At 63.3% G+C, this 25260-nt stretch carries 23 protein-coding genes; 11 read left to right on the forward strand and 12 right to left on the reverse strand.

The window, feature by feature from the left end; genetic code table 11:
* Window positions 1-10 precede the first annotated feature (10 nt).
* From CKO27_RS15115 to CKO27_RS15135, 5 genes are read right to left on the reverse strand one after another with little or no spacing between them, the layout of a single operon-like run.
* Entirely contained in the window at window positions 11-1786 is a 1776-nt protein-coding gene (locus CKO27_RS15115) for a tetratricopeptide repeat protein (protein ID WP_200375738.1), read from the reverse strand.
* On the reverse strand, window positions 1783-2856 hold the full coding sequence (locus tag CKO27_RS15120) for a VWA domain-containing protein (RefSeq protein WP_200375739.1): 1074 nt from the start codon (window positions 2854-2856) through the stop codon (window positions 1783-1785). The genes CKO27_RS15115 and CKO27_RS15120 overlap by 4 nt, the downstream gene beginning before the upstream one ends.
* Entirely contained in the window at window positions 2849-3889 is a 1041-nt protein-coding gene (locus CKO27_RS15125; protein ID WP_200375740.1) for a VWA domain-containing protein, read from the reverse strand. The genes CKO27_RS15120 and CKO27_RS15125 overlap by 8 nt, the downstream gene beginning before the upstream one ends.
* Entirely contained in the window at window positions 3882-4463 is a 582-nt protein-coding gene (locus CKO27_RS15130; protein WP_200375741.1) for a DUF4381 domain-containing protein, read from the reverse strand. Before CKO27_RS15130 ends, CKO27_RS15125 begins: the two co-directional genes overlap by 8 nt.
* Window positions 4463-5380, reverse strand: coding sequence for a DUF58 domain-containing protein (locus CKO27_RS15135; protein WP_200375742.1), 918 nt, complete (start codon window positions 5378-5380; stop codon window positions 4463-4465). Before CKO27_RS15135 ends, CKO27_RS15130 begins: the two co-directional genes overlap by 1 nt.
* A 382-nt stretch (window positions 5381-5762) precedes the next feature.
* On the opposite strand from CKO27_RS15135, the gene CKO27_RS15140 reads away from it, so the two are divergent.
* The gene (locus CKO27_RS15140; protein WP_200375743.1) at window positions 5763-6005 is read left to right on the forward strand and encodes a DUF7220 family protein; all 243 of its coding nucleotides are present in this window, start codon (window positions 5763-5765) and stop codon (window positions 6003-6005) included.
* A gap of 88 nt (window positions 6006-6093) precedes the next feature.
* Here CKO27_RS15140 and CKO27_RS15145 read toward each other — a convergent pair whose 3' ends face one another.
* On the reverse strand, window positions 6094-7050 hold the full coding sequence (locus CKO27_RS15145; protein ID WP_200375744.1) for an AAA family ATPase: 957 nt from the start codon (window positions 7048-7050) through the stop codon (window positions 6094-6096).
* 863 nt (window positions 7051-7913) lie between these two features.
* Between CKO27_RS15145 and typA the strand changes: the two genes are divergently transcribed.
* Entirely contained in the window at window positions 7914-9728 is a 1815-nt protein-coding gene (gene typA / locus CKO27_RS15150) for a translational GTPase TypA (RefSeq protein ID WP_200375745.1), read from the forward strand.
* A 581-nt stretch (window positions 9729-10309) separates the two neighbouring features.
* Here typA and rpmG read toward each other — a convergent pair.
* Window positions 10310-10477: a 50S ribosomal protein L33 gene (rpmG, locus tag CKO27_RS15155; RefSeq protein WP_007193702.1), complete on the reverse strand. Its 168-nt coding sequence runs from the start codon at window positions 10475-10477 to the stop codon at window positions 10310-10312.
* Window positions 10478-10492: 15 nt separating this feature from the next.
* Complete coding sequence (gene rpmB, locus CKO27_RS15160) at window positions 10493-10729, reverse strand: 50S ribosomal protein L28 (protein WP_200375746.1); 237 nt, start codon at window positions 10727-10729, stop codon at window positions 10493-10495.
* A gap of 160 nt (window positions 10730-10889) precedes the next feature.
* Between rpmB and CKO27_RS24995 the strand changes: the two genes are divergently transcribed.
* The 9 genes from CKO27_RS24995 (at window position 10890) to CKO27_RS15200 (ending at window position 19700) form a co-directional block, all read left to right on the forward strand.
* A complete protein-coding gene (locus CKO27_RS24995; protein WP_276570167.1) occupies window positions 10890-11012 on the forward strand; it encodes a hypothetical protein in 123 nt (40 codons plus the stop codon).
* Between the two features lie 132 nt (window positions 11013-11144).
* Complete coding sequence (locus CKO27_RS15165) at window positions 11145-12209, forward strand: ligand-binding sensor domain-containing protein (protein WP_200375747.1); 1065 nt, start codon at window positions 11145-11147, stop codon at window positions 12207-12209.
* Between the two features lie 69 nt (window positions 12210-12278).
* Window positions 12279-13406 carry an alanine dehydrogenase gene (gene ald / locus CKO27_RS15170; RefSeq protein ID WP_200375748.1) on the forward strand — a complete coding sequence of 376 codons (1128 nt, stop codon included), beginning with the start codon at window positions 12279-12281 and terminating at the stop codon, window positions 13404-13406.
* 191 nt (window positions 13407-13597) lie between these two features.
* The gene (locus tag CKO27_RS15175) at window positions 13598-14653 is read left to right on the forward strand and encodes a hydantoinase/oxoprolinase family protein (RefSeq protein ID WP_200375749.1); all 1056 of its coding nucleotides are present in this window, start codon (window positions 13598-13600) and stop codon (window positions 14651-14653) included.
* Window positions 14650-16038, forward strand: a complete 1389-nt coding sequence (gene pabB / locus CKO27_RS15180; protein ID WP_200375750.1) for an aminodeoxychorismate synthase component I — start codon at window positions 14650-14652, stop codon at window positions 16036-16038. Before CKO27_RS15175 ends, pabB begins: the two co-directional genes overlap by 4 nt.
* Before the next feature lie 165 nt (window positions 16039-16203).
* Window positions 16204-16524, forward strand: coding sequence for a hypothetical protein (locus tag CKO27_RS15185; protein WP_200375751.1), 321 nt, complete (start codon window positions 16204-16206; stop codon window positions 16522-16524).
* 192 nt (window positions 16525-16716) lie between these two features.
* On the forward strand, window positions 16717-17904 hold the full coding sequence (locus CKO27_RS15190) for a ribonuclease J (RefSeq protein ID WP_200375752.1): 1188 nt from the start codon (window positions 16717-16719) through the stop codon (window positions 17902-17904).
* The gene (locus tag CKO27_RS15195; protein ID WP_200375759.1) at window positions 17886-18134 is read left to right on the forward strand and encodes a hypothetical protein; all 249 of its coding nucleotides are present in this window, start codon (window positions 17886-17888) and stop codon (window positions 18132-18134) included. The genes CKO27_RS15190 and CKO27_RS15195 overlap by 19 nt, the downstream gene beginning before the upstream one ends.
* 78 nt (window positions 18135-18212) lie before the next feature.
* Complete coding sequence (locus CKO27_RS15200) at window positions 18213-19700, forward strand: phosphomannomutase (protein WP_200375753.1); 1488 nt, start codon at window positions 18213-18215, stop codon at window positions 19698-19700.
* A 197-nt stretch (window positions 19701-19897) separates the two neighbouring features.
* Here the strand turns inward: CKO27_RS15200 and CKO27_RS15205 are convergent, their stop codons facing one another.
* The 4 genes from CKO27_RS15205 to CKO27_RS15220 form a co-directional block, all read right to left on the reverse strand.
* A complete protein-coding gene (locus CKO27_RS15205) occupies window positions 19898-20866 on the reverse strand; it encodes an IS5 family transposase (protein WP_200375754.1) in 969 nt (322 codons plus the stop codon).
* Window positions 20867-21159: 293 nt separating this feature from the next.
* Window positions 21160-21675: an NADH-quinone oxidoreductase subunit B family protein gene (locus tag CKO27_RS15210; RefSeq protein ID WP_200375755.1), complete on the reverse strand. Its 516-nt coding sequence runs from the start codon at window positions 21673-21675 to the stop codon at window positions 21160-21162.
* 109 nt (window positions 21676-21784) lie between these two features.
* On the reverse strand, window positions 21785-22219 hold the full coding sequence (locus CKO27_RS15215) for a DUF29 domain-containing protein (RefSeq protein ID WP_200375756.1): 435 nt from the start codon (window positions 22217-22219) through the stop codon (window positions 21785-21787).
* Between the two features lie 567 nt (window positions 22220-22786).
* Window positions 22787-24694 carry an AIPR family protein gene (locus tag CKO27_RS15220; protein WP_200375757.1) on the reverse strand — a complete coding sequence of 636 codons (1908 nt, stop codon included), beginning with the start codon at window positions 24692-24694 and terminating at the stop codon, window positions 22787-22789.
* Window positions 24695-25260 lie beyond the last annotated feature (566 nt).

The following is a 25260-nucleotide window of genomic DNA, read 5'->3' on the forward strand; positions in this document are numbered from 1 at the left end:
TCGCCTCCGCTTACCATGGCCGTGTCTCCCGCCAGGCGCCGGTCGAGCCCTGCATCTGGCGCATTTCCTCGATCCGAAATTGATTGCGCATCAATAATGTGGGATCGCCCTGCACTTGTTTGAGCCGCTGTTCCATGGCGGCCATGCCAGGTCCGCCCATCAGGCTCAAGCCGTCCAGCGAGGGCATCTGCCCCTCTCGGGTCGCCGCCTCCCGATCCGAGCCGGGTTGAAGTCCGAGCTGGTCGAATTGTTCCACGGCCTCGGCTTGACGCTCGTCGAGCGATTCCGGTGGTGTCACGCCCCGACGATCGGCGCGTCCTCCGGAACGGCCGGCCTCCCTGGACTCGGGGCGCTCCCCGGTTCCTTGACCTTCCCGCTCGTCGCGCTGGTCCCGAGGCTCTTGCCCGCGCTCGCCTTCCTCGCCGGGCTCGCGCTCCGAGCGGCCGGGTTCCTCGGTCTTGCCTTCCTGATCGCCTGGATCAAGGCCGGATGCCTCGTCGAGCGTCTCCTCGCCGCCCCCGGCCTTTTCCTCGCCCGATTCCCCTAGCTCGGACTCGCGCCGGCCGCGCTCCTCGCCCTTGGATCCGGTCTCGTCCTTGCTCTGTCGAGGCTCGGATTCATCGCCGCCCGGCTGGTCCTCGGGACGCGGCTCTTCACCGCGCGCCTCTTGCTCGGACGGCTCCCGGTCTCCTTCCGCGCGGTCCGGCTCGGATTCACGAGAATCGGATCGCTCGCCCGCTTGCCGCTTATCCGTCTCCTCCCGATCGCCGCGCGACTGGTCGGTCTCATCGCCGGCGTTCCCACCAGCTTCCGAGGGCTTCCCGGTCTCGTCGCCTTCCTGCCCGGCGTTTTCCGACTCTCGACCGGCTCCGCGTTGGGCGCTGTCCTGCTCGCTTCCCTCGCCCTTGGCCGACGGTTCGGCACCCGCCTCGCCGGAGGCTTGCGCCTGCTCACCCGACCGCCCCGATGACTGGTCGCCCTTCTTTTTCCCGGACTCCGAACCGGACTCGCCCGATTCCTGGGGTTCGCCGTCCCCGGACTGACTCGGCTCGCTTTCCTTCTTCTCCTCCTTCTTCTGCTCGCTCTCCTGCTGTTGGCTGGATGGCTCCTTCTTCGATTGCTGCTCCTTGGATTTCTCCTGTTGGGATTTCTGTTCCTCGCTGGAGCTTTGTTGTGGCTCGGACTTCTGTTCCTGATCGGATGCCTCGTCCTGCTTCGACGGCTTATCCTGCGGCTTTTGTTGCTGTTCCTCCTCCTGGGCGGCCTTTTGGCGTTCGTTGCCGGTCTGCGTCTGCTCGCGCTCGGTCTCGCGATCCTGTTCCCCCTCCTCCTGCTTCTCCTCGGTCTGGTCGCGGAATTGTTCCTGCTCCAGCCGGGCCAGATTGGCGCGGGTCAGGGCGAGGTTGTAGGCGGCATCCTCATGGGAGGGATTGGTGGCGAGGACCGACTCGTAGGCCTCGGCCGCGCCTGTGTAGTCGCCGAGCTTGAAACGGGCGTTGCCCAGGTTATAGCGGGCGGATTCGCCAAAGGGTCCGTCCTTGGCCTGGCCGAAGGCGCGCTCGGCTTTCTGGTATTGCCCGTCCCGGTAGAGAGCCACGCCCTGGCGGTAGGGATCGGCGAAGGCTTTGGCGGCCCCCGCGTAGTCACCCTCGCGATAACTGTCGTAGGCCATTTGCTCATCCGTGCGGAGCCAGTCCGCCTCGGACGGTGCCGCCGGAGCCAGGAGCAGCGCGGCGAGCCAGGCCAGCCCCAGCGGATGGATCATCGCATCAATCGGTCGCCTCATGGCCGCGTACCTCCAGTTCCCTGGTCGGTCGGCCGACGGCGAACCGAGCGCCGCGAAAGCCCCCGGAACTGGGGCAACAGCAGGCCCGCCACCAAGAGCACCGGCAACCAGTAACGTTCATTCCAGATTCGCGTGCGCGCGTCGCTGGCCTCCGGGGGGAGGCGGCTGACCGTCGCCGCCGCCAGGATGGCGTTGGTGTCCGAGTCGCGGTAATCGGCGCGGAGATAGAGCCCGCCGCCGGCCTTGGCCAAGCCCTCCAGCAGGGGTTCGTTCAGGATCGAACGCACGGGTTTACGGTCGGGATCGGCGGGATCCACGACCACGCCGCCTTGCGGCGCCGGCACCGTGGCGCCATCCGTCGATCCGATCCCGAGCGTGTGCACGCGAATACCCCGCTCGGCGAGCCGCGACACCTGATCGAGCAGGCGCGGCTCGTCGAAGTCGCCGTCGCTGATCAGTAGGATGGCGCGGGCGCTGTCCTCCGGCAGTCCCGCGAGCAGGTTCTCGGCGCGCGCGAGGGCGCGCGTGAGACTGCTGCCCTGAAGACCGGGGCTGGCCAGATCGGCCGATAGGGCGGGCAGGGTATTGAGAATGCTGTTGGTGTCCTCGGTGATGGGCGAGAGGACGTGCGGAACCGTGGCGAATACGATCAGCCCCAGACGCACCTGACGGTTCCTCAGGATCAGATCCTGCAACTCTTGGCGCGCGCGGCCGAGCCGGCTCGGACTGGCGTCCTCCGCCAGCATGGAGCGCGAGACATCCAGCAGCACCAGGAGATTGTTGCCGGGATGGAACAGACGCAGGTCGCTGTAGCTCCAGCGAGGCCCCGCCATGGCCGTCAACAGGAGCGTCCAGAGCAGACTCCAGCGCAGGAAGCGGCCCCAGCGCTCGGTCGTGCGCAAATCGCGCGTCCCGGTCAGATAGGGCAGCAGATGCGGATCCGCGTAGCGATGGATGGGTCCGCGCGCGGCCCGCGCGGCGCTGCGCATGAGCCAGACGGCCACCGGAAGAATGGCCAGCAGTCCAAGGAACCACAGGGGTTGAGCGAAATGAAAACCTGGGTCAGTCACTGGCGAGCCCACGAAGAAAACGTTTACGACCCTCGGGGAACAACCCCAGACCGAGCAGGGCCAAGAGGGCCAGACCTAGTGGCCAGCGATAGAGTGGACGCGGCAGGAGGGCGGTCCGGGCCTGCGCCTCGGTCTTTTCGAGCTGGCCGATGCGGGTGGAGATCTCTTCCAGGGCACGGGTGTCGGTGGCCCGGAAGTAGCCTCCGCCGGTCAGGTTGGCCATCTCTTGGAGCGTTTCCTCGTCCATGGTGAGATCGTCGCGGTAACGCACGCGGCCCTCCTCAAGAATCGGGATGCTCTTTTGCTTGCTGCCGACGCCGATGACATAGATGCGTGTCCCCGTCATCCGCGCCAGCATCGCCGCCTCCTTGGGCGCGAAACTGCCGGCGTTGTTGTCGCCGTCCGCGATCACGATCATGACGCGCGAGCCCTCCGGGCGCTCGCGCAGCTTACCCGCCCCGAGCGCGATGGCGTCGCCGAGCGCGGTGGCCGGCCCGGCGATGCTCGGCAGCACGCCATCGAGCAACTGGCGCACGGCGTACCGGTCCAGACTGAGCGGCGAGAGCACGAAGGCCTGGCTGCCGAAGAGGATGAGCCCGACCCGGTCACCCTCGCGAGTGTCGATAAAGCGCCCCATGACGCCCTTGACGACCGCCATGCGGTTGACCTGGCGGCCCTCGACCGTGAAATCGAGCGCCTCCATCGAGTGCGAGGCATCCACCGCGATCATGAGATCGTATCCGGGCGTGCTGACCTCGGTATAGGGCGTGAGCCATTGGGGCCGCATCAGCGCCAGGACCAGCGCCACCCACAGCAGATAGAGCAGCGCGCGATGCAGCCAGCCGGTGAGCTGGAGTCGCGGGCGCCGGACGCTGAAGGCGGCCTTGAGATCGTTCAGACGGGGATGCAGCAGGGTCTGGTGCTGTCCTTCGAGGCTTTCCTCGACCTGGAGTCGGGGGTCCGGCCACAGATAAGGCAACAGCCATGGCAGGGGCAGGAGGAGCGCTGCCCAGGGCCAGTGAAACTCAAACATCGCCGGTCACTCCCCGCGAGGTCGACGTCAGGCGCCAGGGACGCCAGGGGCGCGCCCCTGGTTCGCGCGCGCTCACCCAGGCCTCGGCCGCTCGGATCAGGATCTGGATATCTCCGGCGACCCCGCTGGGCGGGGCATAGGGCGCCACCAGCAGCAGCCGACCGTGTTCATGCCAGGGAAAGCCATTCGGATCATGGGCCGAGAGCCAGTCGAGCCAGGCCGAACCGGTCAAACCGGCGCAGGCGGCGCGACCGAGTCGGGCCATGGCGATGCGCCGCAGCAGCTCGGAGAGTTCGCCAAGCGTCGTCTTGACATCCTGACCCGCGCGGGCACGTCGCCCCAGATCACGCAGCGCCGACGCCGCGTCCCAGCGCCAGGTGCCCAGGGTGAGGCCCGGAATGGGGATGCGCAGACTGAGCGGGGCACGCCAGCGCCAGACCAGGTAGCCGATCAGTATCAGTGCCAATAGCAACAGCCACCAGCCCGGAGCGGGCGGCCACCAGGGGATCGGCGGTATGTCCCGGATATCCCGGAGCGTCTGAACCGGCTGAAGAGGGGTGAGAATAGGATCCATCAGATGGTCCGCGAGCGCGCGCGCTGTTCGAGGTTACGGATCAGGGTCAGGTGGATCTCGGTGTCCGTGCGCACCGGTAGCATCACGATACGCAGCCGATGCGCCATCGCCTGGAGACGTTCGCGTCGCTCTTCCCAGGCTTGGCGATAGAGCCGGGCGGCCTGGGGATCATCCGTGTCGATCTCGATCAAGGCGCCATCGGTTCCGGTAAAGGTGGTCACGCCCATCGCCGGGATCTCCCAGTCCGCCGGGTCGTCGGTGGGAACCAGCGCGACGGTGTTGCGCTGACAGAGATCGCCCAGCACTGGCTCCAAATCCAGGGCGTCCCGATTGAGATCCGCGATCACGAACACCAGCGAGCCATTCGGCAGGCCCGAGGTCGCGCGTCGCAGGGCACCGCTCAGATAATCGATGGAGGGAGATCGCTCGGTTCCGGCTTCGGTCAAGGTCCGCAACACCTGCCAGAGCGCGCGGCTCCCGCGCGAGGGACGAAAGTGCCGCGGACCGGTCGCTGAATCACCGAACACGAGCCCGCCAACCCGATCGTTGAGTCGGGTCGCGGCCCAGCCGATGAGCGCCGCCGCGCGCGCCGCCTGGACCGATTTGAAGGTTCCGCGGGTACCGAAGCTCATGTGCGGCCCCTTGTCGACGCAGAGCACAACCGAACGCTCGCGCTCCTCGCGGAAGATCTTCATGTGCGGTTCGTTGGTGCGGGCCGTGACCTTCCAGTCCATGTAGCGGATGTCATCGCCCTCGCGGTACTCGCGCACCTCCTCGAAGTTGATTCCCGCGCCGCGAAAAACCGAGGCATAGAGCCCGGCGAAGGCCGAGTTGACCAGATGATGCGACGGCAGCCCCAGGGTATGGGCCTGGTGGCGCAGCTCCAGCAAGTCATCGAGTCGGGGGTAGAGGCTCATGATTGAATGAAGTTGTCCGTTGGATTTTACGGCCTTGACCATCGTTTCGGCCATCGGCGACGCTGAGGGACGATCCCGGAGGCGGTCGATGCTAAGGTGATTTCCAGGAAACCTCGTGCCCGCGATCCGCCTGGTCATAGACAGGATTAACAGGATTTCGCAGGATTGACAGGATTTGTAAAGCTCTGTTTCTAATCCTGTAAATCTTGAGGAATCCTGTTAATCCTGTCCGGTTCCGGAGCTTTCGGCCGGGTACGGACTTTCCTGGAAATCGCCTGAGTGGCCGGAACGACGATCGACGCCGCCCAGCGCGCGGCAGGGCCTTGAATGCCATCAACCACGCCGACCGCGCTGGGTCGGCTCCCGAGCGACGTTTTAATCCATGCAGCAAACGCGATTTGAATCAATGATTGAGTCGGCGATGAATGTGGCCATAGGCTACTTCGTTGCTTTTGCATCACAACTGGTCATCTTCCCATGGTTCGGGATTGATATACCGATCAGCTCGAATCTTGCCATTGGGGCCTGGTTCACGGCGATCAGCCTTGCCCGAAGTTACATCATTCGCCGCTGGTTCAACGCAAGATTACATAAGGCGGCGCAACAGTTGGCGGGCACGGCCTAAGGTGAATCGGACGGCGTGTCCCGTTGCGGATCCCGAGAGATGCCAGGTTCATCCGTGCTCGACGGAACCGATCCAATGTCACTCACCATCAAGGAATCGCCACCAAACTCAACAGGCGCTTGATGAAGGCATCCGTCGTAACCCCCTCGGCCTCGGCCTCGAAGGTGAGCAGGAGTCGGTGGCGCAGGATCTCGGGCGCGACGGACTGGATGTGATGCGGGGCGACGAAGGTCTCGCCGTCGAGCCAGGCGCGGGCGCGGGCGCAGCGGGCGAGCGCGATACTGGCGCGCGGGGAGGCGCCGAAACGGCACCAGCGGCCCAGATCCTTGTCGTAGAGCTTCGGCTGGCGAGTCGCCTGCACCAGATCGACGATGTAGTGGTGCAGCTTGGGATCCAGGTAGAGATTGGCCACGTCGCGACGCATCGCGAACAGCTCGGCCTGGGTCAGGCGCTTGGCCGGAGGCGTGTAGCTGTGCTGCTGTTGCTGGCTGTCCAGCTCAAGAATCCTCAGCTCTTCATCGCGCGTCGGATAAGTCACCACGGCCTGCATCAGGAAGCGGTCGAGCTGGGCCTCGGGCAGGTGGTAGGTGCCCTCCTGCTCCACCGGATTCTGGGTCGCCAGCACCATGAAGAGCGAGGGCAGCGGATAGGTCCTCTGCCCGACCGTGATCTGATGCTCCGCCATGGCCTCCAGCAGGGCCGACTGCACCTTGGCCGGGGCGCGGTTGACCTCGTCGGCGAGCAGCAGGTTGTGGAACAGCGGTCCCTGGCGAAACTCGAACTCGCCCTTTTCGTGCCGGTAAATATCGGTGCCGATCAGGTCCGATGGCAGCAGGTCGGGGGTGAACTGGATGCGATGGAAGTCGCCTTCGAGCGACTCGGCCAACGCCTTGACGGCGGTGGTCTTGGCCAGCCCCGGCATGCCCTCGACCAACAGATGACCATCGCTCAGCAGACAGACGAGCATGCTGTCGATGAAGGGTTGCTGGCCAATGATGCGAGAGGCGATGTGTTCGCGAACGGCATTGAGATCGGTGGGCGTCATGCTCTTGTACTTATGTTTCCCGAATAGGATGGCCGTGGATGAGGTCGTTACAGTGCCGAGCTGGATATGTGCCGCGGTGTGCCCACGGTCTGTCCTCCGAGCGCGCTATGCTGGGCCTTTTCGCTGGCCAGCGCAACCCTGGGGAAATACTCGATCACATTGATTTATTGGCATATTCAAATATTCAGCCAGCCCTTTCGCCACGGTTCACGCGCGGCCGTGGACCGAAGGCGCGGGCTGTCCCGGAGGCTCCTCGCCAGATTCCAGCCGGCCGGTTGGATAACGGCTTGTTCACAAGTGTCAAGCCCTCTGGCCAGGCCGGACACAGGGGGCGGGCGGCCCCTTCCGGCGAACGAGCGGAAATTCACAAGATGCTGAATTAACAAGATTTTCTTGAATCGGTCAAAATTCGTGCAATCTGTTTCGAGACCAGTAACGACGCGCCCTCGACGCGGTTGATCAAATGTTTTGCACAAAGTTATCCACAGATATTGTTGGCATCTTGGAAAAAGGCATGAGAGGCCAAGCGTTGCGGCAAAATGACGACGAAAAGTCGAAGGATTGACCGCTAAGTGTCCCCGACACTCGGGGCGGCGATCATGGTGTGTTCCGCGCCGCGGCCCCGCTCGACTTGGCCGGTCCGACCACCGGCCGCCTGGCGCATACACGCCCCGGAAGGTTCCGCGCAAACCAGGGTGACGTGGACAAGCACCGATCAATCTGGGCTCCGAGCGTATATAATTCGCGTCTGACCGGGCCGGTCATGCCCCGCATCCGGCCCCCGGTCAAGGATCCCGCCACCGCTCGTGATTCAAACTCCCTCACTTCCGTCATCCTTTTGCCATTCCCCGGAGCTTTCCCCAGTGATCGAAACCCTTCGCAACATCGCCATCATCGCCCACGTCGATCATGGCAAAACCACACTGGTGGATAAGCTCTTGCAGCAATCCGGCACACTGGGCGATCGCTTCGGGCCGGTGGAGCGGGTCATGGACTCCAACGCGCTGGAGAAGGAGCGCGGCATCACCATCCTCTCCAAGAACACCGCCATCCGCTGGAACGACTACCGCATCAACATCGTCGACACCCCCGGCCACGCGGATTTCGGCGGCGAGGTGGAGCGCGTGCTCTCCATGGTCGATTCGGTGCTGCTGCTGGTCGATGCCCAGGAAGGCCCCATGCCTCAGACCCGTTTCGTGACCAGCAAGGCGTTCGCCCACGGCCTGCGTCCGATCGTGGTCATCAACAAGATCGACCGCCCCGGCGCGCGCCCGGATTGGGTGATCGACCAGGTTTTCGATCTTTTCGACCGGCTCGGCGCGACCGACGAGCAGCTCGACTTCCCGATCGTCTACGCCTCGGCCATCAACGGCTATGCCGGACTCGCCAACGACATCACCGAGGGCGACATGACCCCGCTGTTCGAGGCCATCGTCCAGCACTGTCCGGCCCCCGAGGTCGATCCCGACTCGCCCTTCCAGATGCAGATCTCGACGCTCGACTACAACTCCTATGTGGGCGCCATCGCGGTCGGTCGCATTCGGCATGGCAGCGTGCGACCCAACCAGCAGATCATCGTCGTCAAGCCCGACGGCGTGCGTCAGAAGGCCAAGATCGGGCTGGTCTATGGCTATCTGGGTCTGGCGCGTCACGAAGTGCCCCTGGCCACCGCCGGCGACATCGTGGCCCTGACCGGAATCGAGGCGCCCGGCGTCTCCGACACCCTCTGCGACCCAGAGAACGTTCACGCCATGCCGGCGCTGACCGTCGACGAGCCGACCGTCACCATGACCTTCCAGGTCAACACCTCGCCCTTCTGCGGGCGCGACGGCAAATATCTGACCTCGCGCCAGCTCAAGGACCGGCTGGAGCGCGAGCTCATCCATAACGTCGCCCTGCGGGTCGAGGAAGGCAACGACCCCGAGAAATTCCGCGTCTCCGGGCGCGGCGAGCTGCATCTCTCCATCCTGCTGGAGAACATGCGCCGCGAGGGTTTCGAGATGGCCGTCTCGCGTCCCGAGGTCATCTTCCGCGAGATCGACGGTCAGATCTGCGAGCCCTACGAGCAGCTCACGGTCGACATGGACGAGACCTCGCAAGGCGCCATCATGCAGGCGCTCGGCGAGCGGCGCGGCGAGCTCAAGGACATGGTTCCGGACGGCCGGGGCCGGGTGCGGCTCGACTACGAGATCCCCTCGCGCGGACTGATCGGCTTCCAGACCGAGTTCATGTCGCTGACCTCCGGCACCGGACTCAAATACCACGTCTTCGACCGCTATCGTCCGGCCAACATGGGCGGCATCGCCCCCCGGCGCAACGGCGCGCTCATCTCCAACGGCACCGGCAAGGCCCTGGGTTACGCCCTCTTCGCGCTCCAGGAACGCGGTCGCATGATGGTCTCGCCCAGCGACGAGGTGTACGAAGGCCAGGTGGTCGGCATCCACTCGCGCGACAACGACCTCACCGTCAATCCGCTCAAGGCCAAGCAGTTGACCAACATCCGCGCCGCCGGCTCGGACGAGAACATCCTGCTGACCCCGCCCGTCAAGTTCACGCTGGAGCAGGCACTGGAGTTCATCGAGGACGACGAACTGGTCGAGATCACCCCTAAGGCCATCCGGGTGCGTAAGCGCTACCTGAAGGAGCACGAGCGCAAGCGCGCGAATCGGGGCGGCTGAGGGCCGTTCAATAGTAGTCGGTCCGCGTCTAATCCACTCAGGCTGAGCACCTCACGCCTTCGACAATCCCGAGCGCGCGCCGCCAAGGCGCGCATCGGGGCGATGCGCGAGACGAGACGAAGGTACGGTGTTCTGTCTTGCGGGGATCGACTAAGGCGATTTCCGGGCAAGTCCGTGCCCGACCGAAGGCTCGGGAGTGGGACAGGATTAACAGGATTCTTCATGATTTACAGGATTAAAAACAGGGCTTTATAAATCCTGTAAATCCTGTCCATGACGGGGCGAATCGCGGGCACATGGTTTCCCGGAGATCACCCACAACCCGTCCGAGCCTTTCATCCGTCATCCACGGGATGGCTCGATAAGGCGCTTCCGGACTGCGGAGCCAGGAGAGCGGGTGGGTGCCGCTCGGGGGATCGAATCGATTCGCTGACAGTCCATGGCCCGGCCAGGGTGCCCGATGGACTGGAGCGCTCGCGAGGACGAGACGCAGGTCAGCCAAAACGCCAAAAGCCCGCCAAGGCGGGCCTTTTAGACGATCAGGGACGAGCGGACCGGCAGCGAGCGCCGATCGGGAAGGCTTACTTGATCTTGCCTTCCTTGTACATGACGTGCTGGCGGATGACGGGATCGAACTTCTTGATCTCCATCTTGCCGGGCTGATTGCGCTTGTTCTTGGTCGTGGTGTAGAAGTGACCGGTTCCGGCGCTGGAGTTCAGCCGAATCTTGTCGCGTGCTGCCTTGGCCATGGATGGATTCTCCGGTTAGACCTTGATGCCGCTCGCGCGGACATCGACCAAAACGGCATCGATGCCTTTCTTGTCGATGATGCGCATGCCCTTGGTCGTGAGCCGCAGCTTCACCCAGCGCTTCTCCGCCTCGACCCAGAATCTCTTCTCATGGAGATTGGGCAGGAAACGACGTTTGGTCTTGTTGTTCGCGTGCGAGACGTTGTTGCCGGTGAGGGGGCGTTTACCGGTAACTTGACATACCTTGGACATGGCGGGAATCCCTGCAAGTCGGCGTGTGTTTCGGTGCATAAAGAAGCGGGATCCTAACACGTCGGTCAAAATCCACGCAAGTCACCGAGATGGCTCGGGTGCGACCATAACCGATGCGGTGGCTAAACCCTAGGTTCCATTTGACCTGTCCGAGGCCCACATGCCAACGTCTGGGATCATCGACGCTGAGAAGAGCGACCTGTTCGACGTGCTGGCGGTTGACGACCTCGGGCGACCGGATGCCATCGGCTGGGTCTTTAGCGGTTTCCAGAAGCATCTTTAATCTGGAGGCGTGAGCCGAGTCCCAGGAACTTCACTCGATCCTGGAAATCCCCTTTATCTGGCGTATCCATCCACCGGGACGGGGTTTCGGGAAATCACCAACGCGCCTTTCAGCGCTAGCGGAATCATGTCGATGAAAACACGAAAGAATCTCGCGCTCGGTCTGAGCGGGCTCGGGCTGATCCTGGCGATCGCCGGGCCTTTGCTGCCGGGCGGTATCCATCTGGCGCCGAACGATCCGCCTCGGACCGGGCATGTGACGGATCTTGTCGCCACGGCCGGGGGCGACATTCTCGCGGGTACCCAGGCGGGTGAGGTCTGGCGCTTCCGCGATGGGGTCTGGACGCGGATCAATCAGTACCTGGGCGAGCAGCCGGTGATCGCCATGCTCGGCGAGCCGGGGCGTGCACCGGTTGGGACGGCGGGCGGACTCTATTTCGCGCCGGTCGGGGCGCCGCCGCTGGAGGAGCGGGTCGGGAGCCTGCTGGCGACCGACCAGGGGCTCCTGGCCGGAACCGCCACCGGTGTGCGGCGGCTCGTCAATGGCGTCTGGCAGGTTCTGGAGCCGAAGGCGAACATCTACTGTCTTCATGATCAACGGACGGACGCCGGACATTGGTGGCATGCCGGCACCATTGGCGCCGGGGTCTTCTCCACCCCGGCGGGCGATCCGGCGACGGCCTGGCGGGCGAACAGCGAGGGGCTGCCGGCCGACGTGAAGGTGTTCGGTTTCGCGACCAGCCGGGGCGGCCGGCTTCTGGCCGGGACCGATCAGGGTCTGTTCTGGCAAACGCGACCGGGCGAGGTCTGGCGGTCGCTGCATCCCGAACTCAAGGGCCAACGGGTGTTGTCGCTACACCTGACCACGGACGGCGGCGCGCAAGGCGCGGAGCGCCTCTGGATCGGACGCGACGATGGGCTCTACTCGTTTGGGATTTCGGACGAGGACGATGGCTTGATCACCGAGGATCCATTGTTGCCGGCCGACACGGTCGAAAACCAGCCGCCGTTCGGGATCGGCCGTATCGTTTCCGCTGGAGATCGGATCATGGTGGGTGCCGGCGCCGTGTATGAATATGGTCCGACTCAATTACGCGGCTGGTACTGGATCTCGCTGGCTGGCGTGATCCTGATCCTGATCGCCGGTTGGCTGATGCCCAGACCGCCATCCGCGACGCCGGGCGCGGGGGCCGACTGAACCGCGATCCAGGACGGCTGGCCGCCTCGGTCGAGCCGTCGCGACTCAACCGCCGGGGGATGTTTGCCCATGAACGTCGGTGTGCCCAGGGAAATCAAGAACCATGAGTATCGCGTCGGGCTGACGCCGGCCTCGGTCCAGGCGTTGTCGGCGCGCGGGCACCGGGTGCTGGTCGAGTCCCGGGCCGGCGCGGCGATCGGTTTCCAGGACGCGGATTATCTGTCCGCCGGTGCCCGGATTTCGTCATCGGCCGAGGAGGTCTTCGCGCGCTCCGAGTTGATCGTCAAGGTCAAGGAGCCCCTGGCGGTCGAGCGTGGCTGGCTGCACGCGGGTCACACGCTCTTCACCTTTCTCCATCTCGCCCCGGATCTCGCCCAGACTTTGGATCTGATGGCGAGCGGGGCCATCGGCATCGCCTACGAGACGGTCACGGACGCCACCGGGCATCTACCGCTGCTGACGCCCATGTCGGAGGTGGCCGGCCGACTCTCGATCCAGGCCGGCGCCCATTGTCTCGAACAGGCCCAGGGCGGACGCGGCCTCCTGCTGGGCGGTGTCCCAGGGGTCGAGCCGGCGCGGGTGACGGTGATCGGGGCGGGGGTCGTGGGACGCAACGCGATCGCCATGGCCGTTGGTCTGGGCGCGGACGTGAGTGTTCTGGATCGCGACCTCGACGCCCTGCGGCGTCTGGACGAGCGCTTCGGCAATCGCGTTCGCACCCTGTTCTCGGCGGCGCACCTCCTGGAGCCATGCGTCCTGGAGGCGGATCTGGTGATCGGCGCGGTGCTGGTCCCAGGGGCGGCGGCCCCCAAGCTGGTCACGCGCGAGATGGTCGGGCGCATGAAGAAGGGCTCGGTGCTGGTGGATGTCGCCATCGATCAGGGCGGCTGCTTCGAGACCTCGCGTCCGACCACCCATCAGGATCCGACCTTCCAGATCGATGGGGTCGTTCACTATTGCGTGACCAACATGCCGGGCGCGGTGGCGCGGACCTCGACCCTGGCCCTGAACAACGCCACCCTGCCGTTCGTGCTGGCGCTGGCGGACAAGGGCGCGCGCCGGGCGTTGCTGGAGGATCCGCGTCTGCGCGACGGGTTGAACGTGGCGAACGGGCGTCTCTGTCGGCGGGAGGTCGCGCAGGCGCACGCGCTGGATTACGTCCCGGCCCTGGAGGTGCTTGAGGCGATCCCTGACTGATGCATGACGCGCGTGGCTCGCGAGCCGGCGTCCTCGCGGATCGCCGAGGGCCATGCTCCCCGGCGCGCCCGCGCCTCCCGCCTTGTCGCCCTCTCGGGTGTAGACTGTCCTCTCGGGCGCGATGCGCCTGGGTCCGTTCAACAGGCCGTGGGATGTCGCCGACGGCCTAGCCCTGGAGATCTGTCTGACGTATGCCGGTGTTGCCTGATGCTTGGATTGGTTGGGATCTGGGCGCTACCCGCCTGAAAGCGGTTCGGCTCGATCGCTCGGGGTGCGTGCGTGCGGTGGTCCTGATCGCTTGCCCGCTGGGCCAGGGCTTCGATCGGCTCGCGCCCGCGATTCAGGAGGCCCTGGAACGACTCGGTCGGCCCAAGGCCCGCCATGCGCTGACCATGACCGTCGAGCTGGCCCGTCTGTTCGAGGATCGCGCCCAAGGAGTCGAGACACTGGTCTCCCTGATGCGAGACGCCCTGCCCGACGAAACGCTCCTGGTCTACGCGGGCGCGGCTGGCTTGATCGGGCCGGACGCGGCCAGCGGCATGCGCGCCCAGGTCGCCTCGGCGCGCTGGATGGCGCCGGCCGCGCTGGCCACCAGTCATCTCCCGCGAGGGCTGGTGGTGGATGTCGGGAGCGCCACCGTCGATCTGGTTCCATTCGCGGATCACGAGGTGCTGGCCTGGGGCGCGACGGATCACGAACGGCTGCTGCATGGCGAGCTACTCTATTCCGGTGTGTCGAGCACCCCGCTGATGGCCCTGGCTCGACAGGTGCCGTTCGATGGCGCCTGGGTTCCCTTGATCGCGGAGCCTTTCGCGACGACCGCCGACATCCATCGGCTCACCGGCGATCTGCCGGAACCGAGCGAGATTCCGCCGGGCGCCGAGGGTCGCGAGGGGAAGGCGACGGCCAGCGCGCGACGACTGGCCCGGATGCTCGGACTGGCGGAGGCGTCGGGCGATCCGGGGGCTTGGACACGAACCGCCGAGTATCTGTCCGAGTGCCAACTGCGCCGCCTCGTGGATGCCGCGGCCTGTCTGCTCTCGCGTGCCGACTGTGCTGACACGACGCCGATCGTGGGGGCCGGGGTCGGTTGCTTTCTGGCGGTTCGACTCGCCGAGCGACTGAAGCGCCCCTATGTCGGATTCGATACCCTGCTGGCCTGCGAATGGAGCGGGTCGCCCCCTGTCTCCGACTGCGCCCCGGCGGCGGCGGTGGCCGCCCTGGCCGTTGAATCCTATCCCTTGTGAGTCCGCCGCTGGTCCGGGATTTTCCCTATCGTCCGGATAGCGCGGCACTGTTCGAGGCGTTGCTGGATTGTTCCCGGCCGGTCTTTCTCGACAGCGGCCGTCCCTTTTGTTCCCAGGGTCGTTTCGACATCCTGACCGCCGATCCAGGCCAGGTGCTCGTCACCCGCGGGCTCAAGACCGAGTGGCGCTCGGCCCATGGAGCGCGCCTCTCGCTCGACGATCCCTTCCGGCTGCTGGCGGACGCGCTCGGTCCCCTTCGCTCGGGGATGGCCGGCCTGCCATTCGTCGGCGGGGCGGTCGGCTATTTCGGATACGATCTCGGCCGGTGCCTGGCGCGCTCGCCGAGTCGGGTGGAGGATGACCCACCGTTCCCGGACATGGCCCTGGGCCTCTACGACTGGGCCCTGGTCGTGGATCATGTCGAGCGTCGCAGCCGTCTGGTCGGCCTGGACCGGGCGATGGTGTCGGAGTACGAGGGGCGGTTGTCCTCGGCTCTCGACGGTCCCCCGCGCGGACGTCCGCGCGCCTCCTTCCGGGCGCTCGGTCGGGTTACATCCAACCTGACCCAGGGGCGCTACCTGGAATCCGTCGCGCGCATCAAGCGCTATCTCCATGAGGGCGACTGCTATCAGGTCAATTTCGCCCAACGCTTCTCGGTGCCCGCCGAGGGCGATCCCTGGCACGCCTACAGGATCCTGCGGACGCTCAACCCGGCCCCCTTCGGTGCCTATCTGGCGACGCCCGATGGTCAGGTGTTGTGCTCCTCGCCGGAACGCTTCCTGGAGGCGCGGGACGGCTGGGTGGAAACCAAGCCCATCAAGGGGACATGCCCACGCGGGAAGGATCCAGCCGAGGACCGGCGTCTGGCGGACGCGCTGCGTCTGAGCCCAAAGGATCGCGCGGAGAACGTCATGATCGTCGACCTGATGCGCAACGACCTGGGCCAGGTCTGCGCGATCGGCAGCATCCGTGTCCCCAAGCTGTTCGAGGTCGAGAGCTTCGCCCGCGTGCACCATCTGGTGAGCACCGTCACCGGGCGTCTGGCCGAGGGACGCACGGCGGTGGATCTGCTGCGAGCCTGCTTTCCGGGCGGATCCATCACGGGCGCGCCCAAGCGGCGGGCGATGGAGGTGATCGATGAGCTGGAGCCGCATCGGCGCGGTGTCTATTGCGGGGCGATCGGCTATCTGGGATTCGATGGCGCCATGGACACCAACATCGCCATTCGCACCCTGGTTCAGTCCGCCGGCACCGCGCGGCTCTGGGCCGGCGGTGGCATCGTGGCCGACTCCGACCCTGAAGCCGAGTATCGAGAGACCTTTCACAAGGCCGCGCCCCTGCTGGATCTGCTTGAGCACCTGAGATGGCGTGGCGCGGAGCCTTGAGCGGCGCGCGCCTGGCCGACGAGGTTCAATCGACGTTCGGTGCTGTCTTGCCGACAACTTTTTCGGTGGACGGTTGTCAGCTAGGTGGTGAGCGGCATTCACCAAGGATCCAGCCCCGAATGCCGCGCGATATCACCATTCAACGAAACCACTCGCGAGGCGCGCATGAAGAGGTACTTCAAACATCGGGTTGATCCTGGTCTTGGCCGCTGGCTCGACGATCTGGCCCTTCGCCTGATCCGTGAAGGCACGCGGGCGCGCCGGGTGCTTGAGGCCGGACTCGACGCCTGGGGAGACGATCCGCTCCATCTGGCCGGACCTGACGTCCTCGGTGAAACCCGGCTCGAAGCCCGGATCCGAGCCATCTTCACCGGTCACTCGGACGTGCCTGGAATGCGCGCCATGACCCCTAGCGGGCGGGCGACGCCTTTGGATATGGAGATGGTTGGGCGGATCCGCTCGCGCACCCGCCTGATCGAATCCTGATCCCGGAGCAAGTAGCCGGCGTCGCGGTAGCGGCTCCGATCCATCGGTTGCGTGGGCGAGGCCTTCGAGAGGCCGGGATCGGATGCCGCTGGCGTGGGTTTGCCGAGCTTGACCCTTAGTGCCAGACTGACAGGGTCCGTTACGGATTCGGACGGGTCGTTTTCCACCTGACCGAGCCCTCATGTCCTAGCGATGCCGCTCAACGATTCCGCGCACCTGATCCCCACGACCGACGAACTCCTCTTCCTCCCGCTGGGCGGCGCGGGCGAGATCGGCATGAACCTGGCGCTCTACGGTCACGATGGCGCCTGGTTCATGGTCGACATGGGCCTCACCTTCGGTGGCGACGCCTTCCCGGAGCATCGGGTGATGATGGCGGATCCGGCCTTCATCGCGGCGCGCCGCGAGCGTCTGGTCGGCATCCTGCTGACGCACGGGCACGAGGACCACGTCGGCGCCTTGCCCTATCTCTGGCGGCGTCTGCGCTGTCCCATCCTGGCCACGCCCTTCACCGCCGCCTTCGTCCGCCAGAAGCTCGCTGGCGCCGGAATCGAGGAGGATCCGGTTCGGCCGATCGCCCTCGGCGAGCGGTTTCAGCTCGGTCCCTTCGGTGTCGAATATATCGGCATGACCCATTCGATCCCGGAGTCCAACGGGATCCTCATCACCACCCCGGTCGGTGCGGTCTTCCACAGCGGCGACTGGAAGCTCGACGATCGTCCGGTCGTCGGCCGACGCTACGACCCCGACCGGCTGCACGCCCTGAGTCGCGCGCCCCTGCTGGCCATGGTCTGCGATTCCACCAATGCCGTGGTGCCGGGCTCAACCGGATCCGAAGGGGATCTCTTCGCCCCTCTGCTTGAGCTGGCCAGCCAGGCGAGCGGGCGGATCCTGGTCACCAGTTTCGCCAGCAACATCGCGCGGCTCGTCACCCTGGCGCGGGTCGCCGAGGCGGTGGGACGACGCTTCGGCCTGGTCGGTCAGGCGATGGCGCGGATGGTCGCCATCGCTCGCGGTTGCGGCTATTGGCCGGGCGACTTGCCCGAGCTGGTCGACCCGCGTCATCTGGGGTTGTTGCCGCCCCAGGAGGTGTTTGCCGCCTGTACCGGCAGCCAGGGCGAGCCGGGGTCCGCGCTGGCCCGGATCGCGGAGGATCGGCATCGCGATCTGTCGCTGGACCCGGGCGATGCCGTGTTTTTTTCATCGAAGATGATCCCGGGCAACGAAGCTTCGGTCATGCGCGTCCAGCAGCGCCTGAAAGACCTCGGGGCCGAGATCGTCACGGACACGGATGCCCCAATCCATGTCTCCGGCCATCCGGCCATCCGGCCCAGGAGGATCTGCGCCGTCTCTACGGCTGGGTGCAGCCGCCGGCCCTGATCCCCGTGCATGGCACCCCGAGACATCTCGCCGCCAATGCCGCCATCGCGCGGTCCTGCCACATCCCCCAGGTTTGCCTCGTCCAGAACGGCGATCTCTGCCGACTCGGACCCCAGGGTCCGGAGCGGATCGGGCGCGTCGAGACCGGACGGCTCAGCCTGACAGCGGACGGTCGGCTGGAGCCGGTGCCGCCCGAGCGCCTGCTGGAGATGCGAACGCAGGCGCATTGACTCGCCGGACGGCCGCGGATACGCCAGAATCTCGCCTTCCAAATCCCTGGATGACGACTGTCGGCAAGAGGAAGCGAGATGCGAATTGGCGATTTGATGGCCGAAAGCGGTGTCGGGTTCGGCACCAGCGGGGCGCGTGGCCTGGCGAGCGGCATGACCGATTGGGTCTGTTACGCCTATACCCTGGGTTTCCTGGACTATCTCAAGGAGATCGGCGCGCTGTCCGCCGGCGGCGAGGTCGGGATCGGCGGTGATCGGCGCCCCAGCTCGCCGCGCATCATGACCGCCTGCGCGCGCGCGGTGCTCGACCGGGGCGGCCGACCGCTGAATCTCGGCCCCATCCCGAGTCCGGCCGTCGCCGCCCATGGCCTCGCGCACGGGATTCCGACCCTCATGGTCACCGGCAGCCACATCCCGGACGATCGCAACGGCATCAAGTTCAATCTGCCGACGGGCGAGATCCTCAAGCGCGACGAGGAGGGCATCCGCGCCCAGAGGGTCGAGCGCCCCGCGGGACTCTTCGACGCCGCTGGCGCCTTCCTGGCGCCACGCTCCAGCGATCTGCCCGAGCCGGATCCGAGCGCCTATCGGGACTATGTCGCCCGCTATCTGGACTTCTTCCCCAAGGGCTGTCTGGCGGGTCTGCGGGTCGGGGTCTATGAGCATTCCAGCGTCGCGCGCGAGGCCTTCGTCGATGTGCTCGCGGGGCTGGGAGCCGAGGTCACCCGGCTGGGCTTCTCGGCGGTCTTCATTCCTGTCGACACCGAGGCGATCCGTCCGGAGGACCAGGTTCTCGCCCGCGACTGGGCCGCCTCCGGCCGTTTCGACGCCCTGGTCTCTGCCGACGGCGACGGCGACCGCCCGCTGATCGGCGACGAAACCGGGATCTGGCTGCGCGGCGACATCGCCGGCGTGCTCTGCGCCCGGCAACTCGGCGCGCGCGGGGTGGTGACCCCGGTGAGCAGCAACACGGCGGTCGAGAAATGCGGCGGCTTCCAGCGCGTCGCGCGCACCCGCATCGGCTCGCCCTTCGTGATCGAGGGCATGCAGCGTCTGGTGGCGGACGGCCTCGGCCCGGTCGTCGGCTACGAGGCCAACGGCGGCTTTCTCCTCGCCACCGACATCGAGCGCGACGGCCGCATTCTCCGCGCCCTGCCGACGCGCGACGCCGTGCTGGTCGCCGTCACCATCCTGCTGGCCTCGGTCGAGCAGGCCAAGCCGGTCTCCGCCCTGGCGAGCGACCTACCGCGCCGCTACACCCACAGCGACCGGCTGAAGGACTTCCCCACCCAACTCAGCCAGACCCGCCTCGCCGCCCTCCAGAGCGGGGATTTCGAGCGCGACAGGAGCGCGATCGAGTCCGCCTTCGCCGACCCCTTCGGCCCGGTCGCCGCCATCGACGCCACCGACGGGCTGCGCATCACCTTCGCCAGCGGCGAGATCCTGCACCTGCGCGCCTCCGGCAACGCCCCCGAACTGCGTGCCTATACCGAAGCCGACAGCCCCGAGCGGGCCGAGACGATGAATCGGATCGCCATGGACCGGCTCGCCGCCTGGCGGGCTTGAAATAGGGGTAGTGCTCCAATTCGTAGGATGGGCAAAGCCCGCGCTCCAAGGTTTGGATTTGCGCTAATGTTGGCCGGGCGTGCCCATCTTCCACGCGCCGATCCTCTCGATTGGGGCACCACCGAAATAGGAATCGCCGTTTTAGGGCGTTGGTGCATAAAGAAGCATTGGGACAGGATTCCCCTTTCCCCATTTTCTCAGGACGCAGTGACCCCAACCCGCACCGAAACGGGCATTCCCAGGTAGGTCATCCTGTTCATGGCCGCGATCCGCGCATGGACCTCGTTCACCTGGGCGTCGAAAAGGCGTGAGGCAACGCCCGCCCCGAAGAGCTGTTTGAGGCGATACATGGCGTTTTCGGCGAGACTGCGATGGTGGTAGCCCGTGTCTTTCTTCCAAGGCGCCAGTCCCTTCTCCTGGATCTCGGCGAGGGCCTGCGTGCGCGGATGCTCCGCATCCCAGGCAACGGCGTTGTCTCGGGGCGGAACCACCAGCTTGGCTTGGTGTTGCGCCGCCACGTCATACGCCTCGTGGGTATCGTAAGCCCCATCGGCCTCGATCTGTTCAATGACCCCGTCGACCTGATCGACAAGTTCCCGAAAGACTTCACCATCCGTCCAAGCGGGCGTCGTGACCTCTACGCCAATGACGTCCTTCGCGTGCGCATCGACGGCCAGATGGACCTTGAGCCAGGTGCGCCGCTTCCCGGCGCCGTGTTGACGCACCTTCCATTCCCCCTCGCCAAACACCTTCAGTCCGGTGGAGTCCACCACGACATGGATCGGCCCCGTGCGTTCCTGGCGAGGGATTTGAACCACCAGCGCCCTCACCCGGCGCGACAGGTGCGTGTGATCCGGGATCGGCCAGTCCAACCCCATCAGGCGCATCAGAGAACGTCCAAACCCTTCCAACGAGCGATACGGCAGGTGGAACACTTGCTTTAAGACCAACAACGTCTGGATGGACCAGTCCGAGTAGCGCCAGGGCGCACCGCGTTTACCCGTTGGCGCTGGCGTCCAGCGCTGGGTAATCGCGGCCGGGTCGAACCAGAAGGTGATGTCTCCGCGCGCCACCAGCGCTCGGTCGTACTCCGACCAATTGGTGACCCGGTAGGTCGCCTTCTTGGGGGAGACGTCTACGCCACTGCCGGGATCTGTCGATGACATGTCTGGGGACTTTCTCCGCTGGAACCACCGCCAGATTAGCTGCTGGCGGCAGGTTTATGCACCAACGCCCCGTTTTAGGCGATTTCCTGGAAAGTCCCTACCCGACCGAAAGCTCCGGAATTGGACAGGATTAACAGGATTTGGTAGTGCCCCAGCTTATATGATGGCGCGAAATCTTTATGCTTCGATGTCAATAACTTAATTGGTGACTCGTCATATAGGCTGGGGCACTACCCCAACCCCCACCACCGGCCCGTCATGGTCCATCGGAAGATGGACCATGACCGCCCGCGTCATCCTCGGACACCCAAGGCCCCAAGCAGGCCCTTGAGCAGATCGATCGGTGTCGGCGGACAGCCGGGGATTTTCACATCCACCGGGATGAGGTTTTCCACCGCGCCACGGCAGGCGTAGGAGACGCCGAACTCGCCCCCGTCGCAGGCGCAGTCGCCGGCGGCGATCACGAACTTGGGCGATGGCGTCGCCCGCCAGGTGCGGCGCAGGGCGGTTTCCATGTGACGCGAGACCGGCCCGGTCACCAGCAGGGCATCGGCATGACGCGGCGAGGCGACGAAGTGGACGCCGAAGCGCTCGACGTCGTGATAAGGATTGTTGAGCGCGTGGATCTCCAGCTCACAGCCATTGCAGGAGCCGGCATCGACCTGGCGAATGGCGAGGCTGCGGCCGAAACGGGCGTCGATCCGTCGACGCAGCTCGATCCCGAGCCGTTCCAGCTCCGCGTCCGCGTGATCCGGCGGCGGCTCCGTGACCAGGCCGGCGCGCAGGGATTGTCCGAGGATACGAAACATGATGGGGGGCGTCTCCGGGGCGTTGTCAGTTGTCAGTTGTCAGTTGTAGCGTACCGCGCCGTTTTGGGCTGGCAATAAGCGATGAGCGTGGGCGATCCGGATCCGCTTTCTAGTCGGCGGGAAACCAGTACGGATTCAATACCTCCTCGTCGATCAGCCATGGGCAGGTCTCCGGAAAAGAATCCAGTCCGGTTTCTGAAACAGCCTGGGCGACGGCCTTGGACCAGACCATGTCCAACCAGCGCGGCTCCAGCAGCTTGGGCCTCAGACTGGGAGTTTCTTCCAGGTGATAGGCCAATTCCTTGCGTTGGGCCTTGATGGTCTTCTCCCAACTGGCCCCGCGCCGCTCGGGCTGGAACGACCATTTCAGCAGATGGGCCAGGAGAACCGTCATCCGGTTGGCCAATTCGCGCTGCTCGCTTTTACCCACGTCCTCGATCTCCTCGGCGACATGCTCCAGATCCACCAGGTCGAAGCGACCGGCACGGATGAGTCGGGCCTGCTCCTGGGACCAGGCGAGAATATCCTTGTCGTAAGCATGCATGAGAGTTCTCCGGCTGAGCATGGAAGATGGGCGCGCCCGACCAACCCGGCATCCCCACCCAAACATCATCCCAGGTGTTTAACCCATCGCCGCTGGTTCAGGATGCGGAACATGGTGGGGCGGGCCTCCGGGAAAGAAAAAGGCAAAGTCGTAGGATGGGCAAAGCGCAGCGTGCCCATCCTGTACGCTCCGCGCCTGGAAGATGGGCGCTACCAAACATAATTCGCATCCCCAAGTTTAAGACGGCGATCATGGACGGCATCAACGGCAGTCAATCGCGGGACAAGAAGACGATTCACAGTCTCGTGTCATCAAATAAATCTGTCCCCATTTTTCCGCCCGCCTGGAAGATGGGCGCTACCAAACATAATCCGCATCCCCAAGTTTAAGACGGCGATCATGGACGGCATCAACGGCAGTCAATCGCGAGACAAGAAGACGATTCACAGTCTCGTGTCATCAAATAAATCTGTCCCCATTTTTAAGAAGTATATCAAGTCTTTGTCGGCGATTGCGGTTTGTAATGCTGGGGTTCACTCTCGTTTACCCCAACCCACAGCGTTTTTATTAAATGTCCGCATCAATCTTCAGTATGATCTCCTTTATCATATCCCTGTATTTAGGCTGGCCGCCAATTCCGCCTTTTAAGGCAATTTTATACTGAGCAAGCAAATTATTAAGCAAGGGCGTTGAGTCATTTCCTTTTCCAAGCTGCTCCCATTTCAAAAAACTATTCAGATCACTGCCTTTCTCCGCAAACTTAGGCTCTTTGAAAACACAATACTCATGACCAGGAGTTAGATAGTCGTCAGCTACGGAGATCGAATACTCTAGCAGCGCATTCAATACCGCATCATTTTCTTGGGAAAAAAGCACTAAGAGCGCTTTGGTAATGCTCTTATTTGTTGCTGGCCTCCCAGCGGCGATGAAGCAATCCTTGAGCATCTCGACAGTAAGCATGTAAAACAAATGCCGAGTTTGCCCTCGCTGCTGCTTTTCCGCGCCACGCCCAAACTTAAAACGACTGCCAGCCTTATATAGCTGGTATGCCGCATATAAATCATCAAGACCAAAATCATCTTGTTTAACAATTTTGTGGAATAAACTACCTCCTGGTGCAAAGGGAGGGTTTTTCCCATATGAAATACCTGCTTCACCTAACCAAGCTGCGCCATAGACTTTCAGGAGATCAAATGCATTTATACATTCTGTAAACTGGACAGTATTAGGGTTTTGTTTTTGATAGGCTTTTTGGGAATCCCAGCCGCCACGTTGAATTTCCAAAAAAACTCGATATTTCGAGGCCATGTTTTTTGACCACTTTTGGAAATCGCTTTCCAGAGCGATGAAGTCCTTTTCACTAACAGCATTTTGGCTGTTAGTATATCTAGTGGTTTCAGTGAGGAGTTCGTCGCCACGCAATCCAACTTTGACAATTTTGATAACCACAATGCCTTTTCCAAGATTTTTCTTCCATGCCTCAAGTTCTGGATCCTTGCCAGTCCCTCCTGCTTCTAGCTTTCTATACAGCACCTCCCAAATCGTCCTTGTTGTTTGGCAGCCATTGACTACGAATGGTTCCGTTAATTCATACTCAATATTATTCGGTTGCTGCTGAAAAGCCTCGACTACAATTGTTATACCGTTATTGTAAAGCCCAAATCTTTCAGGTTTTGTCAGAATCGTATTTTCAATTCCCTTGTTAACTTTTCTTCTGCTTCCGAGAAATTTCCTTACATTCTTCTCGTATAGCATATCAATATCGCCAGTGGTTGCCTTATAACTCTTCAGAAAATCGAATAGCTGGGTAAGACCAACGGAACCTACAAGCATTTCTTCGCCTGAAGGAACCAAATGCGCAGTTATTAATACTTGAGTTTTATTTACGTGACTAATCTCTTCGAGTGTCCTGTGGTAGATTGTTTCGAGGCTGACAACATCAGTGTCGAACGAAGCCCCGAGCCTGCTCTTCCCCATTGCTTTTATGTCTTCGACAGCTCGTTTTTCAACCTTGGAAAGTGGCTTTTGAACTGCATAAACAAGAACTAGCTTGTCCTTTTCCGATGCCTGTTTACGAAATGTTTGCAATCTCTCAACAAGACCCGCCGCGAGCGAAGAAAGATTGCTTCTTTGGCCGTCGACTGTATCGATAAGCTTTTGCGCCTCTTCTATCAGAGTGCTTGTTCCCAAGAAAGCAGAACCATATTTGCTCTGAACTAAATACCATGTATCGCCACCGTTAGAATTATCCTCAGCGTCATCGCCTCTCTGCAAACACGCAATATCAACACCGCCGTCACCAGTTCCATCACAATAAATAATGTCGTCGGGAGATTCATCCTCGGCAAAATCGAGCCACTGACTAACAAGCTTTCTTGAAAACCGCCTTCCCAACTCTATTGTACTGGGGTTCCCGGCTACAACATCCGTTAACCATTCTTTTTCAAAAGCATCAAAGGTTAATTCAGTGCCCATATTATTCCCTAGGAAATCCTGTTGAATGCCAAAAGCTGATTAGACGGAACCCACGCCCGTCGTACTAAACAGCCACCGCGTTTTCTGTGCTAGACAAAATCCGCCCATCCTGTGCAATTCTCGTGCATGTGCCTAGCGACGCTCGAATCGGACAGCCGCCGGAACGATCTGGTTATTGTGTGCCTGCCGAGACTAGGCCAGTGATACCAGCGGGTCAACCAAAGTGGAAGGGGCTTAGGCGTAGCTGCATCGCGCGGTATCAGAATCGATGATCAGAGATCAGATCGCCTTGCGAGCAGGGTGGCCAGCCGTTCAGGATAGAGCCCACGCTGTGTCAAGTTGGAGGCCAAGTTTAAGTGGATGCGATCCGAACTCTCTTCGAGCCACCATGGCATTCGCGGCGGTGCGCGGAAACCGGGGATACCTCAGGGTCCGTCCCGAATGGCACTAAGATAAGTCTCTCGATTTTTAAAAACAAACAGTTACAACCGCTGATGCGGTTTGCGGAATCGGTGTCCTCAGCGCTGTTTCTTCGGGTGGCCATGGTTACGGACCTCTTCCTGTGC

The organism is Thiocystis violacea (genome assembly GCF_016583575.1).
GTDB lineage: Bacteria > Pseudomonadota > Gammaproteobacteria > Chromatiales > Chromatiaceae > Thiocystis > Thiocystis violacea.

Bases quoted from the DNA above. Each gene is read 5' to 3' on its own strand.
- CKO27_RS15115 (WP_200375738.1), bottom strand. From the start codon at position 1,786: ATGAGGCGACCGATTGATGCGATGATCCATCCGCTGGGGCTGGCCTGG.
- CKO27_RS15125 (WP_200375740.1), bottom strand. From the start codon at position 3,889: ATGTTTGAGTTTCACTGGCCCTGGGCAGCGCTCCTCCTGCCCCTGCCA.
- CKO27_RS15130 (WP_200375741.1), bottom strand. From the start codon at position 4,463: ATGGATCCTATTCTCACCCCTCTTCAGCCGGTTCAGACGCTCCGGGAT.
- CKO27_RS15135 (WP_200375742.1), bottom strand. From the start codon at position 5,380: ATGAGCCTCTACCCCCGACTCGATGACTTGCTGGAGCTGCGCCACCAG.
- CKO27_RS15140 (WP_200375743.1), top strand. From the start codon at position 5,763: ATGCAGCAAACGCGATTTGAATCAATGATTGAGTCGGCGATGAATGTG.
- CKO27_RS15145 (WP_200375744.1), bottom strand. From the start codon at position 7,050: ATGACGCCCACCGATCTCAATGCCGTTCGCGAACACATCGCCTCTCGC.
- rpmG (WP_007193702.1), bottom strand. From the start codon at position 10,477: ATGGCCAAGGCAGCACGCGACAAGATTCGGCTGAACTCCAGCGCCGGA.
- rpmB (WP_200375746.1), bottom strand. From the start codon at position 10,729: ATGTCCAAGGTATGTCAAGTTACCGGTAAACGCCCCCTCACCGGCAAC.
- CKO27_RS24995 (WP_276570167.1), top strand. From the start codon at position 10,890: ATGCCAACGTCTGGGATCATCGACGCTGAGAAGAGCGACCTGTTCGAC.
- CKO27_RS15165 (WP_200375747.1), top strand. From the start codon at position 11,145: ATGAAAACACGAAAGAATCTCGCGCTCGGTCTGAGCGGGCTCGGGCTG.
- ald (WP_200375748.1), top strand. From the start codon at position 12,279: ATGAACGTCGGTGTGCCCAGGGAAATCAAGAACCATGAGTATCGCGTC.
- CKO27_RS15175 (WP_200375749.1), top strand. From the start codon at position 13,598: ATGCCGGTGTTGCCTGATGCTTGGATTGGTTGGGATCTGGGCGCTACC.
- CKO27_RS15185 (WP_200375751.1), top strand. From the start codon at position 16,204: ATGAAGAGGTACTTCAAACATCGGGTTGATCCTGGTCTTGGCCGCTGG.
- CKO27_RS15190 (WP_200375752.1), top strand. From the start codon at position 16,717: ATGCCGCTCAACGATTCCGCGCACCTGATCCCCACGACCGACGAACTC.
- CKO27_RS15200 (WP_200375753.1), top strand. From the start codon at position 18,213: ATGCGAATTGGCGATTTGATGGCCGAAAGCGGTGTCGGGTTCGGCACC.
- CKO27_RS15205 (WP_200375754.1), bottom strand. From the start codon at position 20,866: ATGTCATCGACAGATCCCGGCAGTGGCGTAGACGTCTCCCCCAAGAAG.
- CKO27_RS15210 (WP_200375755.1), bottom strand. From the start codon at position 21,675: ATGTTTCGTATCCTCGGACAATCCCTGCGCGCCGGCCTGGTCACGGAG.
- CKO27_RS15215 (WP_200375756.1), bottom strand. From the start codon at position 22,219: ATGCATGCTTACGACAAGGATATTCTCGCCTGGTCCCAGGAGCAGGCC.
- CKO27_RS15220 (WP_200375757.1), bottom strand. From the start codon at position 24,694: ATGGGCACTGAATTAACCTTTGATGCTTTTGAAAAAGAATGGTTAACG.